The organism is Vibrio sp., assembly GCF_984391705.1.
Genome location: NZ_CFHWOM010000071.1, coordinates 1 through 14,846, shown reverse-complemented (window position 1 = coordinate 14,846; position 14,846 = coordinate 1). Strand labels below are relative to the sequence as shown.

Annotated in this window: 18 protein-coding genes; 3 read left to right on the top strand and 15 right to left on the bottom strand. The window is 44.3% G+C overall.

All coding sequences use genetic code 11. The features are described 5' to 3' along the window. Together AC4MRV_RS19815 and ffh are read right to left on the bottom strand one after the other, a co-directional pair. On the bottom strand, positions 1 to 103 hold a 103-nt coding region (locus tag AC4MRV_RS19815), incomplete at its 3' end, for a small ribosomal subunit protein bS16 (RefSeq protein ID WP_491189031.1). Between the two features lie 207 nt (positions 104 to 310). Further along, positions 311 to 1,699 (bottom strand): signal recognition particle protein, encoded by a 1,389-nt coding sequence (ffh, locus tag AC4MRV_RS19810; RefSeq protein WP_491189030.1) that lies wholly within the window; start codon positions 1,697 to 1,699, stop codon positions 311 to 313. 208 nt (positions 1,700 to 1,907) lie between these two features. Between ffh and AC4MRV_RS19805 the strand changes: the two genes are divergently transcribed. Both AC4MRV_RS19805 and AC4MRV_RS19800 read left to right on the top strand, forming a co-directional pair. Further along, on the top strand, positions 1,908 to 2,702 hold the full coding sequence (locus AC4MRV_RS19805) for a cytochrome C assembly family protein (protein WP_491189029.1): 795 nt from the start codon (positions 1,908 to 1,910) through the stop codon (positions 2,700 to 2,702). Positions 2,703 to 2,824: 122 nt separating this feature from the next. Then, positions 2,825 to 4,093, top strand: a complete 1,269-nt coding sequence (locus AC4MRV_RS19800; protein WP_491189028.1) for an HlyC/CorC family transporter — start codon at positions 2,825 to 2,827, stop codon at positions 4,091 to 4,093. Positions 4,094 to 4,154: 61 nt separating this feature from the next. Here AC4MRV_RS19800 and rpoS read toward each other — a convergent pair whose 3' ends face one another. The 11 genes from rpoS to folB all read right to left on the bottom strand — a co-directional run bounded on the left by rpoS (position 4,155) and on the right by folB (position 11,858). Beyond that, on the bottom strand, positions 4,155 to 5,150 hold the full coding sequence (gene rpoS / locus AC4MRV_RS19795; RefSeq protein WP_491189027.1) for an RNA polymerase sigma factor RpoS: 996 nt from the start codon (positions 5,148 to 5,150) through the stop codon (positions 4,155 to 4,157). 72 nt (positions 5,151 to 5,222) lie between these two features. Next, positions 5,223 to 6,131, bottom strand: coding sequence for a peptidoglycan DD-metalloendopeptidase family protein (locus tag AC4MRV_RS19790; protein WP_491189026.1), 909 nt, complete (start codon positions 6,129 to 6,131; stop codon positions 5,223 to 5,225). A 2-nt stretch (positions 6,132 to 6,133) separates the two neighbouring features. Further along, entirely contained in the window at positions 6,134 to 6,760 is a 627-nt protein-coding gene (locus AC4MRV_RS19785; RefSeq protein ID WP_491189025.1) for a protein-L-isoaspartate(D-aspartate) O-methyltransferase, read from the bottom strand. Positions 6,761 to 6,762: 2 nt separating this feature from the next. Continuing rightward, complete coding sequence (gene surE / locus AC4MRV_RS19780) at positions 6,763 to 7,521, bottom strand: 5'/3'-nucleotidase SurE (RefSeq protein ID WP_491189024.1); 759 nt, start codon at positions 7,519 to 7,521, stop codon at positions 6,763 to 6,765. After that, on the bottom strand, positions 7,521 to 8,564 hold the full coding sequence (gene truD / locus AC4MRV_RS19775; protein ID WP_491189023.1) for a tRNA pseudouridine(13) synthase TruD: 1,044 nt from the start codon (positions 8,562 to 8,564) through the stop codon (positions 7,521 to 7,523). The genes surE and truD overlap by 1 nt, the downstream gene beginning before the upstream one ends. A 55-nt stretch (positions 8,565 to 8,619) precedes the next feature. Then, positions 8,620 to 9,096, bottom strand: a complete 477-nt coding sequence (gene ispF / locus AC4MRV_RS19770) for a 2-C-methyl-D-erythritol 2,4-cyclodiphosphate synthase (protein ID WP_491189022.1) — start codon at positions 9,094 to 9,096, stop codon at positions 8,620 to 8,622. Positions 9,097 to 9,099: 3 nt separating this feature from the next. Further along, positions 9,100 to 9,807, bottom strand: coding sequence for a 2-C-methyl-D-erythritol 4-phosphate cytidylyltransferase (gene ispD, locus AC4MRV_RS19765; RefSeq protein WP_491189021.1), 708 nt, complete (start codon positions 9,805 to 9,807; stop codon positions 9,100 to 9,102). Then, complete coding sequence (ftsB, locus tag AC4MRV_RS19760) at positions 9,808 to 10,086, bottom strand: cell division protein FtsB (RefSeq protein WP_491189020.1); 279 nt, start codon at positions 10,084 to 10,086, stop codon at positions 9,808 to 9,810. Positions 10,087 to 10,200: 114 nt separating this feature from the next. After that, complete coding sequence (locus AC4MRV_RS19755) at positions 10,201 to 11,004, bottom strand: undecaprenyl-diphosphate phosphatase (RefSeq protein WP_491189019.1); 804 nt, start codon at positions 11,002 to 11,004, stop codon at positions 10,201 to 10,203. 15 nt (positions 11,005 to 11,019) lie between these two features. Further along, positions 11,020 to 11,508, bottom strand: a complete 489-nt coding sequence (gene folK / locus AC4MRV_RS19750; protein WP_491189018.1) for a 2-amino-4-hydroxy-6-hydroxymethyldihydropteridine diphosphokinase — start codon at positions 11,506 to 11,508, stop codon at positions 11,020 to 11,022. After that, positions 11,505 to 11,858, bottom strand: coding sequence for a bifunctional dihydroneopterin aldolase/7,8-dihydroneopterin epimerase (gene folB, locus AC4MRV_RS19745; protein WP_491189017.1), 354 nt, complete (start codon positions 11,856 to 11,858; stop codon positions 11,505 to 11,507). The genes folK and folB overlap by 4 nt, the downstream gene beginning before the upstream one ends. A gap of 147 nt (positions 11,859 to 12,005) precedes the next feature. Here folB and plsY point away from each other — a divergent pair, with 147 nt between their 5' ends. Next, the gene (plsY, locus tag AC4MRV_RS19740; protein ID WP_491189016.1) at positions 12,006 to 12,617 is read left to right on the top strand and encodes a glycerol-3-phosphate 1-O-acyltransferase PlsY; all 612 of its coding nucleotides are present in this window, start codon (positions 12,006 to 12,008) and stop codon (positions 12,615 to 12,617) included. 13 nt (positions 12,618 to 12,630) lie between these two features. Here the strand turns inward: plsY and AC4MRV_RS19735 are convergent, their stop codons facing one another. Both AC4MRV_RS19735 and tsaD read right to left on the bottom strand, forming a co-directional pair. After that, on the bottom strand, positions 12,631 to 13,446 hold the full coding sequence (locus tag AC4MRV_RS19735; protein WP_491189015.1) for an alpha/beta fold hydrolase: 816 nt from the start codon (positions 13,444 to 13,446) through the stop codon (positions 12,631 to 12,633). Between the two features lie 133 nt (positions 13,447 to 13,579). After that, a complete protein-coding gene (gene tsaD / locus AC4MRV_RS19730; protein ID WP_491189014.1) occupies positions 13,580 to 14,596 on the bottom strand; it encodes a tRNA (adenosine(37)-N6)-threonylcarbamoyltransferase complex transferase subunit TsaD in 1,017 nt (338 codons plus the stop codon). Positions 14,597 to 14,846: the final 250 nt, after the last annotated feature.

Here is a 14,846-nt window from a genome sequence, read left to right as displayed (position 1 = left end):
TCTCGATGAAACGGCCAGTTGCTGCATTGCGGCTGTCCGCTACTACGATTTGATAAAATGGACGCTTCTTAGCGCCGTGACGTGCCAAACGAATGGTTACCATGTCGTCCTCTTTGCTTTCTCAAAAATAAAATTAACCCCAGAAACCATTTATCGCTAAATGATTTGGGGCTCGTGCCAAAATAAAGCTCCGGAATTTTACTCTTATTCCGGAGCAATGCAAGGTCTTTAGCTACTTTTTCACCAACATAAAACGAAACTTAAGTTTGTGACGCAGCTAACACCTTGAAATTTTTATTGCTGGTCTGATTTAACGGCCAAACGGATTGAAACCGCCACCGCCCATTCCTCCCATGCCGCCCATCATGCCTTGCATGTTGCGCATCATGCCCTTCATGCCACCTTTCTGCATTTTCTTCATCATTTTCTGCATTTGGGTGAACTGCTTGAGTAGACGGTTAACATCTTGAACCTGCGTACCAGAACCTGCAGCAATACGCTTTTTACGTGAACCTTTAATCAGCTCTGGGCGCTGACGCTCTTTCATCGTCATCGAGTTGATGATCGCTTCCATCTGCTTGAACATCTTGTCGTCAACTTTATCTTTCACGTTATCTGGTAAGTTACTCATACCTGGCAACTTATCCATCATGCCCATCATGCCACCCATGTTTTGCATTTGGCCAAGCTGTTCACGGAAGTCTTCAAGGTCAAAGCCTTTTTTCTCTTTGAACTTTTTAGCAAGCTTCTCTGCTTTTTCGGTATCGACATTGCGCTGAAGGTCTTCTATCAACGACAGTACGTCACCCATACCAAGAATGCGTGACGCTACACGATCAGGATGGAACGGTTCTAGTGCATCCGTTTTTTCACCAACACCTAGGAATTTGATCGGTTTACCCGTGATATGACGAACAGATAGCGCCGCACCACCACGAGCATCACCATCCACTTTAGTTAGGATGACACCCGTTAAAGGTAAAGCATCACCAAATGCCTTTGCTGTGTTTGCCGCGTCTTGACCTGTCATTGCATCAACAACAAACAGTGTCTCAACTGGTGTAATCGCAGAATGGAGCTCTTTGATTTCACCCATCATCTGCTCATCAATAGCTAAACGACCTGCAGTATCGACAACCAAGACGTCATAGAATTTCTTCTTCGCATGATCGATGGCAGCATTAGCGATATCGATTGGTTTTTGATCAGCACTTGACGGGAAGAAGTCAACGCCGATATCTGATGCTAGCGTTTCAAGCTGTTTGATTGCCGCAGGACGGTAAACGTCGGCAGAAACAACTAGTACTTTCTTCTTTTCACGCTCTTTAAGCAACTTAGAAAGCTTACCTACCGATGTGGTTTTACCCGCACCTTGTAGACCTGCCATCAAGATCACTGCCGGTGGCTGAGCAGCGAGGTTCAGAGCCTCATTTGACTCCCCCATTACTGCTTCAAGCTCGGTTTGAACGATCTTAATAAACTCTTGACCCGGTGTTAGAGATTTAGAAACCTCAACTCCTACCGCAGCCTCTTTTACTCGCTTAATAAAATCGCGAACAACCGGAAGCGCAACGTCCGCTTCCAAAAGCGCCATACGCACTTCACGTAGCGTATCTTTAATGTTGTCCTCGGTCAGGCGACCTTTACCGCTGATATTCTTCAGCGTTTTGGACAATCGATCCGTTAAATTCTCAAACATCTTAAGTCTCTTACTTAGGCGATCACTAACAGGTTTCGCCCGTTAATTTTAGCGACAATTAACGTGATTATACCTTAGCCAACCCAGACTGGACACTGCATTAACAACATTTGACATCTCATGTCACGCAAATGAAGGTGATAAGTCATAGCTCAAGTCGTTGATGCAGGGTATAATTTGTTAAAAATCCACCAGCTTATAGAGAACCATGGACAACTTAATCGCCGTTGTTGCTGCAATACTCTATTTTTTAGCAATAGCGACAATCATACCAGGGCTTGTAAATCAAACCGGTATTCGAGCTAAAACCGTTTTCGTAAGTGCTTTTTTAGCGCTGGCTTTTCATGCTTGGTTATTGAGTGACCTTATTATTGAAGCTTCAGGACAAAACCTGAGTATCCTTAACGTTGCTTCTTTGATTAGCTTTATTATCTCCTTGGTTATGAGCATCGCCATGCTTAAGACTCGGCTGTGGTTTTTGCTTCCAGTTGTCTACAGTTTTTCGGCGATTAACCTCAGTGCAGCCGCTTTTCTACCCAGCACGTTTATTACGCATTTAGAACAAGACCCGAAATTACTCATTCATATCTCGCTAGCGTTATTCTCATATTCCACGCTAACCATTGGTGCGTTATATGCGCTCCAACTCGCTTGGCTAGATCATAAATTGAAAGCAAAGAAAGCACTGGCTATCAACCCGAATCTACCGCCGCTATTAATGGTAGAGCGTCAACTGTTTAATATCATACTGCTGGGTACTTTGTTATTAACTGGCACGTTAGTAACAGGCTTTGTTTTTGTCCAAGATATGTTTGCTCAAGGTAAAGCACATAAAGGTATCCTTTCATTTATTGCTTGGCTGATATACACCACCCTACTTTGGGGTCATTATCAAAAAGGTTGGCGTGGACGTAAGATAACTTGGTTTGCCGTTGCTGGAGCAACATTACTTACACTCGCTTATTTCGGTAGTCGATTTGTTCGCGAGATAATTCTGAGCTAACCACGAGCCAAAGGTGCATCAGATGCACCTTTCTTTTACAATACACCCTACCTTATTCATAATTGACTTAGCATAATAATTAGGTCATAAATTAACCAAACACTACAAGGAAAAGATAAGCTTTGGACGACATATCAACGGGTATCTTATTTGCGCTACTCGCGTGTCTTATCGTAATTTCAGGATATTTTTCGGGCTCAGAGACAGGGATGATGTCTTTGAACCGCTACCGCTTAAAGCATCTCGCCAATAATGGGCATAAAGGTGCAAAACGGGTAGAGAAACTACTCGATCGCCCAGACCGATTGATAGGTCTTATTCTTATCGGCAATAACCTCGTTAATATTCTTGCTTCTGCTATCGCCACTATCCTAGGTATGCGCCTTTACGGTGATCTCGGTGTCGCAATTGCAACCGGCGCACTCACTTTGGTTGTACTTGTCTTCGCTGAAGTGACACCAAAAACTCTCGCTTCGCTTTATCCTGAACGGGTTTCCTACGCGAGTAGTATTGTTCTAACCATTTTGATGAAGCTACTTTCCCCTCTCGTCATGCTAGTGAACTTTATTACTAATGGCTTCATTCGCTTGCTAGGCATTAAAGCGGATCATGGTGGAGACGACCATTTAAGTTCTGAAGAACTAAGAACAGTAGTTAATGAAGCAGGTAGCTTGATCCCAAGACGCCACCAAGACATGTTGATCTCAATCTTGGATCTGGAGAATGTCACGGTGAATGACATCATGGTTCCTCGCAATGAAATAACGGGGATAGACATTAACGATGACTGGAAATCTATTGTTCGCCAATTGACCCATTCACCTCATGGTCGAGTAGTGCTTTATCGAGACCAAATAGATGAAGTGGTTGGCATGCTTCGTTTGCGCGAATCTTACCGTCTAATGCTAGAGAAGAATGAGTTCACTAAAGAGACATTGTTACGTGCTGCAGATGAGGTCTACTTCATTCCAGAAAGCACACCTTTGAATGTGCAGCTTCTCAAGTTTCAGCGCAATAAACAGCGTATTGGCCTTATCGTAGACGAGTATGGTGACATTATCGGTTTGATCACGCTTGAAGATATTCTCGAAGAGATCGTCGGGGAGTTTACCACCTCGATTGCACCTAGCCTTTCAGAAGAAATTACTCCTCAAGGAGACGGTAGCTTCTTGATTGATGGCAGTGCCAACATCCGTGATATTAACAAAGGCTTAAAGTGGAAGTTACCAACAGATGGGCCTAGAACATTAAACGGGCTCATTTTAGAACACTTAGAAGATATTCCAGAAAGTCACTTAAGTGTCCAAGTTTCTGGTCACCCAATGGAAATCGTCGAACTAGAGGAAAACCGAATTAAGTCAGTTCGAGTTTTTCCTAAGTTGAGAAGCTAATTACAGTATTAGGATCAAAAAAGCCTTGGCTCAGCCAAGGCTTTTTAACTTTTCTCACTAATTAGTCTTCTGTCACACTGAATAGGCTCTCCATGCTGAGACCTTGCTTAATAAGAATCTCTCTTAAGCGGCGTAGACCTTCAACTTGAATTTGACGAACACGTTCACGAGTTAGATTAATCTCACGCCCTACTTCTTCGAGTGTAGAAGGCTCATAGCCTAAAAGCCCAAAGCGGCGTGCTAAAACTTCTTTCTGCTTAGGGTTAAGCTCATCTAGCCAGTGAATCAGTGAATTTTTAATGTCGTCGTCTTGAGTTGATACTTCTGGATCTGAATTATTTACATCCGGGATAATATCTAAAAGTGCCTTTTCACCGTCACCACCAATAGGTGTATCCACTGAGCTGATGCGCTCATTCAGGCGAAGCATCTTACTTACGTCATCCACTGGCTTATCTAACTGTGTCGCAATTTCTTCAGCAGTAGGTTCATGATCCAGTTTTTGCGAAAGCTCACGAGCTGTGCGTAAGTAAATGTTAAGCTCTTTAACTACATGAATTGGTAGGCGAATAGTGCGAGTTTGGTTCATTAGCGCACGTTCAATGGTTTGACGGATCCACCAAGTGGCATAAGTAGAGAAGCGGAAACCACGCTCTGGGTCAAATTTCTCTACTGCTCGAATAAGGCCTAGGTTACCTTCTTCGATAAGATCTAATAGTGCGAGACCTCGATTACTGTATCGACGCGAAATTTTCACCACCAGGCGCAAATTACTTTCAATCATTCGTTTTCTTGCTGCTTCATCACCTCTTAGAGCACGACGAGCATAAAGAACTTCTTCTTCCGCAGTTAGTAGTGGTGAAAAGCCGATCTCACCCAAATAAAGCTGGGTGGCATCAAGGCTTTTGGCTGAAGCATCAAATTCTTCCTTGTCTTTGCTTTCTTCAGCGGCTGTAGGTTTAGTGGTTTTCAATTCTCGGTCAGAGTCGAATGCTTCTGCATTACCTTGTCCAACTTCAAATTCTTCGACTTTCGTTGCTGCATTGCTGATACTCATAGCGCCTCCCCCTGGCGAGCTAGCAAGACATTACTACGTCTAATGTCGCTATTTTACCTTGTCAGTAAATTATTACGGCAAGTAGCGTTTTGGATTCACTGACTTACCTTGATAGCGAATTTCAAAGTGTAATCGAACACTGTTGGCTCCAGAGCTGCCCATTGTTGCTATTTTTTGGCCTGCTTTTACACTCTGTCCTTCGTGTACTAGCAACCGGTCATTATGAGCGTATGCGCTTAAGTAGTTATCGTTATGTTTTACAATCACAAGATTGCCGTAACCTCGTAACGCATTTCCCGAATAAACGACGGTGCCACCTGCTGTTGAGACTATCGGCTGACCTCGCTGTCCTGCAATGTCGATGCCTTTATTCCCTTGGTCTCCAGCAGAAAAGTTTTTGATCACTCTCCCTTTAGTTGGCCATAACCATTTGGAAACTTTATTGTTTTTAGGCTGTTCACTGCTGACAACCTTGTTAACATTTTGTTTACCAGTAGGTTTAACATACTCCTTTGGTTTAGATTGTTCAACCTTCTTCGGAGGCTCTTTTTTCGCCACCTTTTGAGTATTTTGTGAACTAGGTTGCGTAACCTTTTGATTTGAGTTTTTGCTCGAATTCGCAGCAGGCGTCGAAGGAGTAGCGGCTACAGCCACGACTGGAACGCCGGCCCCAGTTCCACCATAGGCTGGCGGCGTGTAGGCAGGTTTCCACAGTCTGAGCTTCTGACCCGGATATATTGTGTAAGGTGCTGTCAACTTGTTGTAACGAATAATCTCATTTACATCTTTATCTGTGACATAAGCTATAAAATAGAGCGTATCCCCTTTCTCGACTTCGTAATAACTGCCTCGATAACTACCGCGAGAAACAGAGTCATAATCTTTCTTTAAGCCTGTAACTGGCGCAGGGGAATGAGCAGCGCACCCAGAAAGCACACCACAAATACCAACGATTAGGAGAGAGAAAGACTTAAAAGACATTGCTAAGCGAGATCACCTGCCACGAGCGGCACAAAACGAACAACTTCTACAACTTCTGACGAAAAGGTGTCACCTTGACGAGTGATTTTTAATAACTGTTGGTCTTCTGTTCCAACTGGTATCACCATAATACCGCCTTCCGCTAGCTGATGTAATAAAGCTTCAGGTACCGATTCTGCAGCAGCAGTAACTATAATCGCATCGAAAGGCGCCTTTACTGACCACCCCTGCCAGCCGTCCCCATGCTTCGTCGATACATTATAAATATCGAGCTGTTTTAGACGGCGTTTGGCTTCCCATTGTAAAGATTTAATGCGTTCAATTGAGAATACATGATCCACTAACTGAGCTAAGATCGCAGTTTGATAACCGGAACCTGTCCCTACCTCTAAGACTTTGCTTGTTCGGCTAAGTTCCAGAATTTCCGTCATTTTTGCCACAATATAAGGCTGAGAGATAGTCTGGCCTTGACCAATGGGTAACGCATTATTGTCGTACGCTTGATGCATCATTGCCTGAGAAACAAACTGTTCACGAGGCAAGCATCGCACCGCTTCCAACACGTTTGAATTTCGAATACCACTTGCCACTAGAAAGTCGATCAATCTATCTGCTTGTGGGTTTGCCATGCTTAGTGATCCTTCAACCAATTATCCATGCTTGTTAATGATTCATGTGCCGTTAGGTCAACCTGTAGCGGTGTCACGGACACAAAGCCTTGATCGACCGCATAGAAGTCCGTACCTTCGCCAGCATCTTGCTCCTTTCCAGGTGGACCAAGCCAGTATATATCATGACCTCGAGGATCTTGCTGCTTAATCATCGCTTCTGCGTGATGACGAGCACCTAAACGCGTCACAGCAACACCTTGCAATGCTTCAAAAGGCAAATCCGGGATATTGATGTTAAGAAGTCGATTAGTAGGAATAGGCTTTTCCATATGTTGCTCAACTATCTGGCGAGCAATTCTCCCTGCAGTAGCAAAATGTTGCTTACCAACTAGAGAAAAAGCCACCGACTGCACACCGAGAAAATGCCCCTCCATTGCAGCCGCAACCGTACCTGAATATAAGACGTCATCGCCAAGGTTTGCGCCATGGTTTATACCCGATAAAACCAAGTCTGGTAACTCATCTTTCATCAGCTCATTTAGTGCAAAGTGAACACAGTCCGTTGGGGTACCTTGCACAGAAAAGACGCCGGTAGAAATCTCATTTACACGCAAGGGCTGCTCTAATGTCAACGAATTAGAGGCGCCAGAACGATTACGGTCGGGCGCAACAATCGTTACCTCTGCAATATCTCTTAAGCTCTTAGATAATGCATGAATACCTTCTGCATGCACGCCATCATCATTGCTTAATAAAACTTTTAATTTCTTATCAGCCATCAATAAACTCGTTCTACTTCGATTTCATTGACCAACTCACGAACAATGGAAGTGGCAAAACAACCAGCATCTAGTGAGAAACGCAATGTCACATTGTCGCCTTCTGCCTGCCAGGTTAGATCTTGGGCTTTCAATGAAATAGCTCGACGATCGTGACGCATACGATTTCCGCGAATAAGCGACATCAAATCAGGTTCAGCATCTAGATGTGGTTGCTCTAATTCCAGCGCTCTGGCTTGAGTAGGCAATTCATTATCACCCGCCATTGCTGCTGTAATATCCAACAGCCCTTTCGCTAACTCTTCATTCAACTCTGCAAGATTGGCAGCCTCAGCTTGAACCAGTGATGATTGCGTAAGAACTAGATCGCCCTCAACAACATCATTGAACAAGCCTTGCTCAATACGCTCTGAAAGGATGTTATTGAAGATCCAAGAGCGGGCCGCTGATAACAGCAGACTGCGTTTATTTTGATTGCGAGTGCGAACATTGTCCTTGCCCCAGCGTCGCGCCTCTTCAAGGTTATTTCCTTGATTGCCAAATCGTTGGCTGCCGAAGTAGTTTGGAACTCCCGTCATCGCGATAGACTCGAGACGCTTTAATACATCTTCAACATTACTGACTTCCGATAGCGTAACTACGAACTGATTACCCGCGAGCTCACCAGGGCGAAGCTTTTTGTTATGGCGTGTCGTTTCGAGAATTTCGATACTTGGGTACTGAGCTAAAAAATCACTGAAATCTGGTGTATCACCTTTTGGTAAATGAATACTCAACCATTGCTCAGTCACTGCATGGCGGTCTTTCAATCCAGCCCAGCTGACGTCTTTTGACTTTACTCCACATGCCTTCGCCAACTCATTCGCAACAAAGCTGGTGTTTTCACCCGTTTTTCGAATACGCACCATTAAGTGTTCACCGCTACCGGAAAACCCATAACCCAGAACTTCATTCACCTGAAAATGCTCAGGTTGCGCTTTAATTTTTGCCGTAGCTGTTGGTTTACCATTTAGGTAAGCCAGTGAAGATAAAATATCAGACATATCAATTTCCATTACACACAGCCTACTTACAAAGCATAGACGGTATGTAACTGAGTTATTTTTTAATAAGTAATACGACCGCTTCTGTAGCGATACCTTCTTTACGCCCTGTAAAGCCCAAACGCTCTGTTGTTGTCGCTTTTACATTGACGTTACGTAGATCTGTTTCTAAATCTTGTGCAATGACTTCACACATAGCTCCAATATGCGGTGCCATTTTAGGGGCTTGAGCCATAATCGTGATATCAGCATTACCGAGCACATAACCTTGCTCTTTTACTCGGCGATAAACATCACGTAATAAATCGCGGCTATCAGCCCCCTTCCACTCATCATCTGTATCTGGGAAGTGGCGACCAATATCACCTGCAGCAATCGCACCCAACAAAGCATCACATAATGCATGCAGTGCAACATCGCCATCTGAGTGAGCGATCAGTCCTTGTTCATAAGGCACTGCGACACCACCAATAATAACAGGGCCTTGCCCACCAAACTTGTGAACATCAAAGCCATGACCAATTCGAATCATACGTTATCCTTTATTTCGCGTTAGATAAAACTCTGCAAGTGCCAAATCTTCTGGTTGAGTAATTTTTATATTGTCAGCACTCCCCTTTACCAAAGCGGGAGATTCTCCTAACCACTCTAGTGCCGAGGCTTCATCAGTAATGGCAACACCTTCAGACAGGGCTGAAGAAAGAGCCTGAGTCAATTGCTCGGTTTTAAACATCTGTGGAGTTAATGCATGCCACAAAGCTTCCCTTTCTACTGTATGATCAATTTCTTGCTGACCATTCGCTCGCTTCATCGTATCTCGAACAGGAGAGGCGAGAATCGCTCCGCAATCATGAGTGATCGATTGTGCAATAAGGCTGTCTATGTCATTTAAGCTCACGCATGGCCTAGCAGCGTCATGGACCATCACCCAATCAGAAAGCTTATGCAAAGAGACATAACTCAGTCCAGATAGCACAGAGTCCGCTCTTTCTTTCCCTCCTGGTACTCGAATTACATCTGCTCGCTGACTCAGCGCTAAGCGTGGGTAATAGGGATCGCCCTCACTAATTGCCACAATGACACGAGAAATCAATGAATGAGACAATAGCTTCTCTACGGTATGCTCAAGTACCGTTTTGCCCTCGATAGTCAGATACTGCTTAGGTCGGTCAGCTTGCATACGGCTACCAACACCAGCTGCCGGTACGATAGCAACGATCGCCGACGGTGTGAGATCAGACACTTAGTCATCCTCTCCGATAATACGATAGAAAGTTTCTCCTTCTTTGATCATTCCTAACTCATGACGAGCACGCTCTTCAATAGCGTCCAAGCCTTGGCGTAGATCGTCTATTTCAGCGAACATTTCACTATTGCGTGTTTGCAAATTACCATTCACCTGATGCTGAACCTCGATATCTGCATTCACAACTTGAAAGTCAGAAATTCCGTTTTTGCCAAACCACAGCTCAAACTGAAGCCAGCCTAAAACGATAAGAAGAGTCAGTGCAAAAATTCGCATAACGTAGATTCAAAGAAGAGAGATAAAGAAAGACCACATATATATCACAATGTCGCCATGGGCGCGAGATTGGACGATGTGGCCTTTGGAAAGATTATTCTTAACGTTTAATTATTAACTCATCATGAGGAAGCCAAACAAGCCTACCCCAAGAATCAGTCGGTAAATGACAAATGGCGTCATTCCCATGCGTGAAATCAACTTAAGGAAGAAGTGAATACACAAGTAAGCACTGATAAATGAAGTGATAATTCCCGTCATTAAAAAGCCAAAGTGGATAGGTTCACCGCTTGTTACCAACTTCAAACCTAAATAACCACCAGCAAGTAAAATAATAGGAATCGACATTAAGAATGAAAAACGTGCTGCTGCTTCACGAGTAAAACCTAGATAAAGCGCTGCCGTGATTGTGGCACCAGAGCGAGAGGTACCAGGAATCAATGCCATTGCTTGCGCTAAGCCGACAAAAAGAGCTTTTTTCCAGTCAGCCTCATATTCATCTGCGACTAACTTTGCATTTCGATCCACATACCAAAGCAGTAAACCGAATATAATGGTAGTTGTCGCAATAACCCAAGCACTACGCAAGTAGAGTTCGATAAAATCTTTTAAAAACAGACCTAAAACGCATGCGGGGATCGTCGCAATTACGATCATCCAAGCAAACTTAGCCTCTTTGCTTCGGTCACCCTTAAAGATTGAAGCGAAAAACGCACCTAACAGTGTTACAACCTCTTTTCGAAAATAGATCATAACCGCCGCCAACGTACCGACATGAACGGCAACATCAAACGCTAATCCTTGGTCTTCCCACCCCAATACTGCCGACGGCAAAATCAAATGGGCCGAGCTAGAAATTGGCAAAAACTCAGTTAGGCCTTGAATCAATGCAAGAAGGAAGGCTTCAATATAACTCATCAGAATCTCTTAAAATTATTGATTAAACCATAAAGGTACAGGCAACAACGCAGTATCAAACTGAGACTGCTGCCAAATCTGTTCAACGCTTCGACCATCAAGTGGAATCACTCTAGACGGACACAGCTCTAACAAAGGCTGAAGAACAAAAGCGTATTTATATATGTCGCTGCGAGGCAATTCAGGCTTGGTTTCAGAAACGTGGTCACCAAATAAAATGATATCTAAATCAATGGTACGCGGTTCATATTTTCCCGCATTCGCAGCGCGGCCCCATTTGAGCTCAATTAAACGCAGCTGTCGCGCAAATTCTGCTAAATCTAACGAGGTTTTCATTTCTACGACAAGGTTGTAAAAAGCATGACTTTCAAAGTCAACCGCCTCGCACTCAAATACCGTCGAAAGCCGCAACTCTTTACCGAGCATTCCAAGTTCTTTGATCGCCGCCTGGATGTGTTTACGCCTTTCAATATTGGAACCAACACCAATATAAGCGGTGATCATGCAGCGCCTCGCTCGATGATCACACCAACCCCTTTCGCTTGAGGCACCGCACCCGGTTTAGTCAAACGAATCTTAATCCAAGGGACATTAAATTGAGTCATAATCAGCTCAGCAATTTCTTCCGCTACTCGCTCAACTAATAGGAATCGACCGCCTTCGATATGAGCTAAGACAGCACCGCTGACCTCTGCATAATCCAGGGCATCCACCACGTCATCACTTTTACCCGCAGGGCGGTTGTCATGAGCCATTTCAATATCAAGCACTAATTTTTGCTTTATTTCTTGCTCCCAATCGTAAACACCGATGGTGGTAATTACTTCTAGCTGCTCGATAAATACTTTATCCATGCGTTACTTCCTTTAGAGGTCGGATACCCAATTGTGACAAAAAGTCGTACTATTCTATCGCCTAAACCATTATTGTTGAGGCCGGCAAGCTCGATATAATATCAATTAGTTGCCTGACAAACACCTCAAAAGACGAGTTAACTTGATATGACACCATTAGCACTTGTAATGATCATCATTGCCTACTTGTTAGGTTCGATCTCTAGTGCGGTTTTAATATGTCGTATGCTCCGCCTACCTGACCCTCGAAAAATGGGTTCCAATAATCCAGGAGCGACTAATGTATTGCGTATTGGTGGGAAAAAGGCCGCCGTCGCCGTATTACTATGCGATATGCTCAAAGGCACCATTCCTGTCTGGAGCGCTTTCTTTTTAGGAATTGATCCTGTCATTCTAGGCGTGATTGCAATTGCGGCATGTTTGGGTCATATGTACCCACTATTTTTCCATTTCAAAGGTGGAAAAGGTGTCGCCACAGCGCTCGGTGCTATTGCACCTATCGGTTTAGATTTTACCGCTATGGTCATCGCAACTTGGTTAGCGGTCGCTTTTTTGTTTCGCTACTCTTCCCTCGCAGCCATCGTCACCGTACTGCTCGCACCTTTATATACTTGGATGATAAAACCTCAATACACACTACCCGTTGCGATGTTGTGCTGTTTGATCGTCTTTAGGCATCACCAAAACATTCGCCGATTACTGGATGGTGCAGAGCCTAAAATTGGCGAAAAGAAGCAAGAATTGAATAAGGCCTCATGATGAGGCCTTACATTTATTGAGCATGTTTGGTTAAGAAGTCGTTCAGCATTCCGGTCACAAATTCTGGTTGCTCCAAGTTAGATATATGCCCCGCTTTTGGTATTTGGACCAGTTGCGAGCCAGAAATCGTATCGTGCATCAAGTAAGACTCCAATACTGGCCTTGGAATATCTTCTTGCCCAACCGCAATCAGTACGGGTAAAGCAAACTTTTCAATTTCCTCAATTTGATCTCTACGGCCAAATACCATGCGACCAACTCGTGCTGTCTCAACAGCCGATTCTCCCGTTAAATTCTGCAGCTTAGTGCGAAAACGATGAACTAATTCCGGGCTATCTTGGTTCGCATTGTTCGCGAAAAACAGCGGTGTAACCGCGTCTACAATCGGCTCTGGGATCATTTGGGCGGCGGAGATCGCATCTAACATGCCAAAATATTTAGCATGGGTAACTTCCGGCTCCAAACCAACAAAAGTATCCATAAGAACCAGAGAAGCAACACGCGACGGTATAAGAGAAACCACTTCACATCCCCACATACCACCAACAGAAAGACCGACTATAGAAAACGTCTCAATATCCAAGTGATCCATCAGAGCCACAACCTGCTTGGCATAATCTGTTAGTGAACGAGTTTGTTCTGGGGCTGCATCAGATTCGCCATGCGCCCATAACTCTGGAACGATACATCGATAGTGCTGACTCAATACTTCAACTTGAGGCGCCCACATCGCACTGTCCCAGAGGTAGCTATGACCAAAAACAACAACTGGGCCAGTGCCCACATCTAGATAAGCCATTTGACGGCCATCAATCAAAAATTTGTCCATGGTTTTATCCATTCGTTATTTTTATAAAATGCGAGCTTACCATTTATTACATTTTTGACAGCTCGGAACACTTAAGAAGTTGATAAACAAAAGGCCGCTACGAGAGCGACCTTACTGTACAGCAGCGGGATCTTTACTTGATCGGATCCAGTTGATCAATTGGCCAACGCGGTTTCGCTTGAACAGAAAGATCGGCCACCTCGCCGTTTTTCAAGCGCTGCATACCCGCATAAGCAATCATTGCACCGTTATCTGTACAGAACTCCGTGCGAGGGTAATACACCTCACCGCCAATTTTCTTCGCTAATTGCTCTAAATCTGCGCGAAGACGACGGTTAGCACTTACTCCACCCGCAATAACAATACGCTTAAAGCCCGTTTGCTCTAATGCACGCTTACACTTAATAGTTAACGTTGCACACACAGCTTCTTCAAATGCTAGAGCAATATCTGCTCGAGTTTGCTCATCGTCACCGTTAGCAGCAATAGTATTTGCTGTAAAAGTCTTCAAGCCTGAAAAACTCATGTCAAGGCCAGGGCGGTCAGTCATTGGACGCGGGAATTTAAAGCGACCTGGGGTCCCCTTTTCTGCCAACTTAGACAATAACGGACCACCAGGGTAATCCAGTCCCATTAGCTTCGCTGTTTTATCAAACGCCTCACCTGCCGCATCATCAATCGATTCGCCCAAAATGGTGTACTCGCCGATGCCTTTTACTTCAACCATCATAGAGTGACCACCAGAAACCAACACCGCAACAAACGGAAATGGTGGAGGATTATCCTCTAACATCGGAGCAAGCAAATGACCTTCCATATGATGGACTGGAACCGCTGGAATCCCCCATGCATAGGCAATACTACGACCAATAGTCGCACCCACTAGCAGGGCGCCAACTAAGCCTGGCCCCGCCGTGTAAGCAATACCATCAATATCTTTCGGTGTGAGATTCGCTTCTGCCATTGCCGCTTTAATAAGAGGAATGGTTTTCTTTACGTGATCTCGAGATGCAAGCTCTGGCACTACACCGCCATAGTCTGCGTGCAGTTTTACCTGACTATATAGTTGATGGGAAAGCAGTCCTTTCTCATCATCATAAATTGCAATGCCTGTTTCATCACAAGAGGTTTCGATACCAATAATGCGCATGGTTTACCTAGGATGTGTTTGTCTATAATTCAAAATTGGCGCAATATTACCGCGCCTTGGCCTTGCAAACAAATTTTGTGCAAACTGTACTCAACAAAACGCTTTACAAAGCCTGTGTGATCGGATTAAAATTCCGCACCATTTTTGATCAAGCTGGTTTGAGACCGAACATGAGTGTTTGGCTCACTAACGTTCCAGCATTAACGAATTAACCCCTGAGGTGAAAGGCATATGCCAGTAGTTAAAGTAC

What these genes read in the sequence shown, in the direction of transcription:
- ffh (WP_491189030.1), bottom strand. Translation starts at nt 1,699, where the DNA reads ATGTTTGAGAATTTAACGGATCGATTGTCCAAAACGCTGAAGAATATC.
- AC4MRV_RS19805 (WP_491189029.1), top strand. Translation starts at nt 1,908, where the DNA reads ATGGACAACTTAATCGCCGTTGTTGCTGCAATACTCTATTTTTTAGCA.
- rpoS (WP_491189027.1), bottom strand. Translation starts at nt 5,150, where the DNA reads ATGAGTATCAGCAATGCAGCAACGAAAGTCGAAGAATTTGAAGTTGGA.
- AC4MRV_RS19790 (WP_491189026.1), bottom strand. Translation starts at nt 6,131, where the DNA reads ATGTCTTTTAAGTCTTTCTCTCTCCTAATCGTTGGTATTTGTGGTGTG.
- AC4MRV_RS19785 (WP_491189025.1), bottom strand. Translation starts at nt 6,760, where the DNA reads ATGGCAAACCCACAAGCAGATAGATTGATCGACTTTCTAGTGGCAAGT.
- surE (WP_491189024.1), bottom strand. Translation starts at nt 7,521, where the DNA reads ATGGCTGATAAGAAATTAAAAGTTTTATTAAGCAATGATGATGGCGTG.
- truD (WP_491189023.1), bottom strand. Translation starts at nt 8,564, where the DNA reads ATGTCTGATATTTTATCTTCACTGGCTTACCTAAATGGTAAACCAACA.
- ispF (WP_491189022.1), bottom strand. Translation starts at nt 9,096, where the DNA reads ATGATTCGAATTGGTCATGGCTTTGATGTTCACAAGTTTGGTGGGCAA.
- ftsB (WP_491189020.1), bottom strand. Translation starts at nt 10,086, where the DNA reads ATGCGAATTTTTGCACTGACTCTTCTTATCGTTTTAGGCTGGCTTCAG.
- AC4MRV_RS19755 (WP_491189019.1), bottom strand. Translation starts at nt 11,004, where the DNA reads ATGAGTTATATTGAAGCCTTCCTTCTTGCATTGATTCAAGGCCTAACT.
- folK (WP_491189018.1), bottom strand. Translation starts at nt 11,508, where the DNA reads ATGATCACCGCTTATATTGGTGTTGGTTCCAATATTGAAAGGCGTAAA.
- folB (WP_491189017.1), bottom strand. Translation starts at nt 11,858, where the DNA reads ATGGATAAAGTATTTATCGAGCAGCTAGAAGTAATTACCACCATCGGT.
- plsY (WP_491189016.1), top strand. Translation starts at nt 12,006, where the DNA reads ATGACACCATTAGCACTTGTAATGATCATCATTGCCTACTTGTTAGGT.
- AC4MRV_RS19735 (WP_491189015.1), bottom strand. Translation starts at nt 13,446, where the DNA reads ATGGACAAATTTTTGATTGATGGCCGTCAAATGGCTTATCTAGATGTG.
- tsaD (WP_491189014.1), bottom strand. Translation starts at nt 14,596, where the DNA reads ATGCGCATTATTGGTATCGAAACCTCTTGTGATGAAACAGGCATTGCA.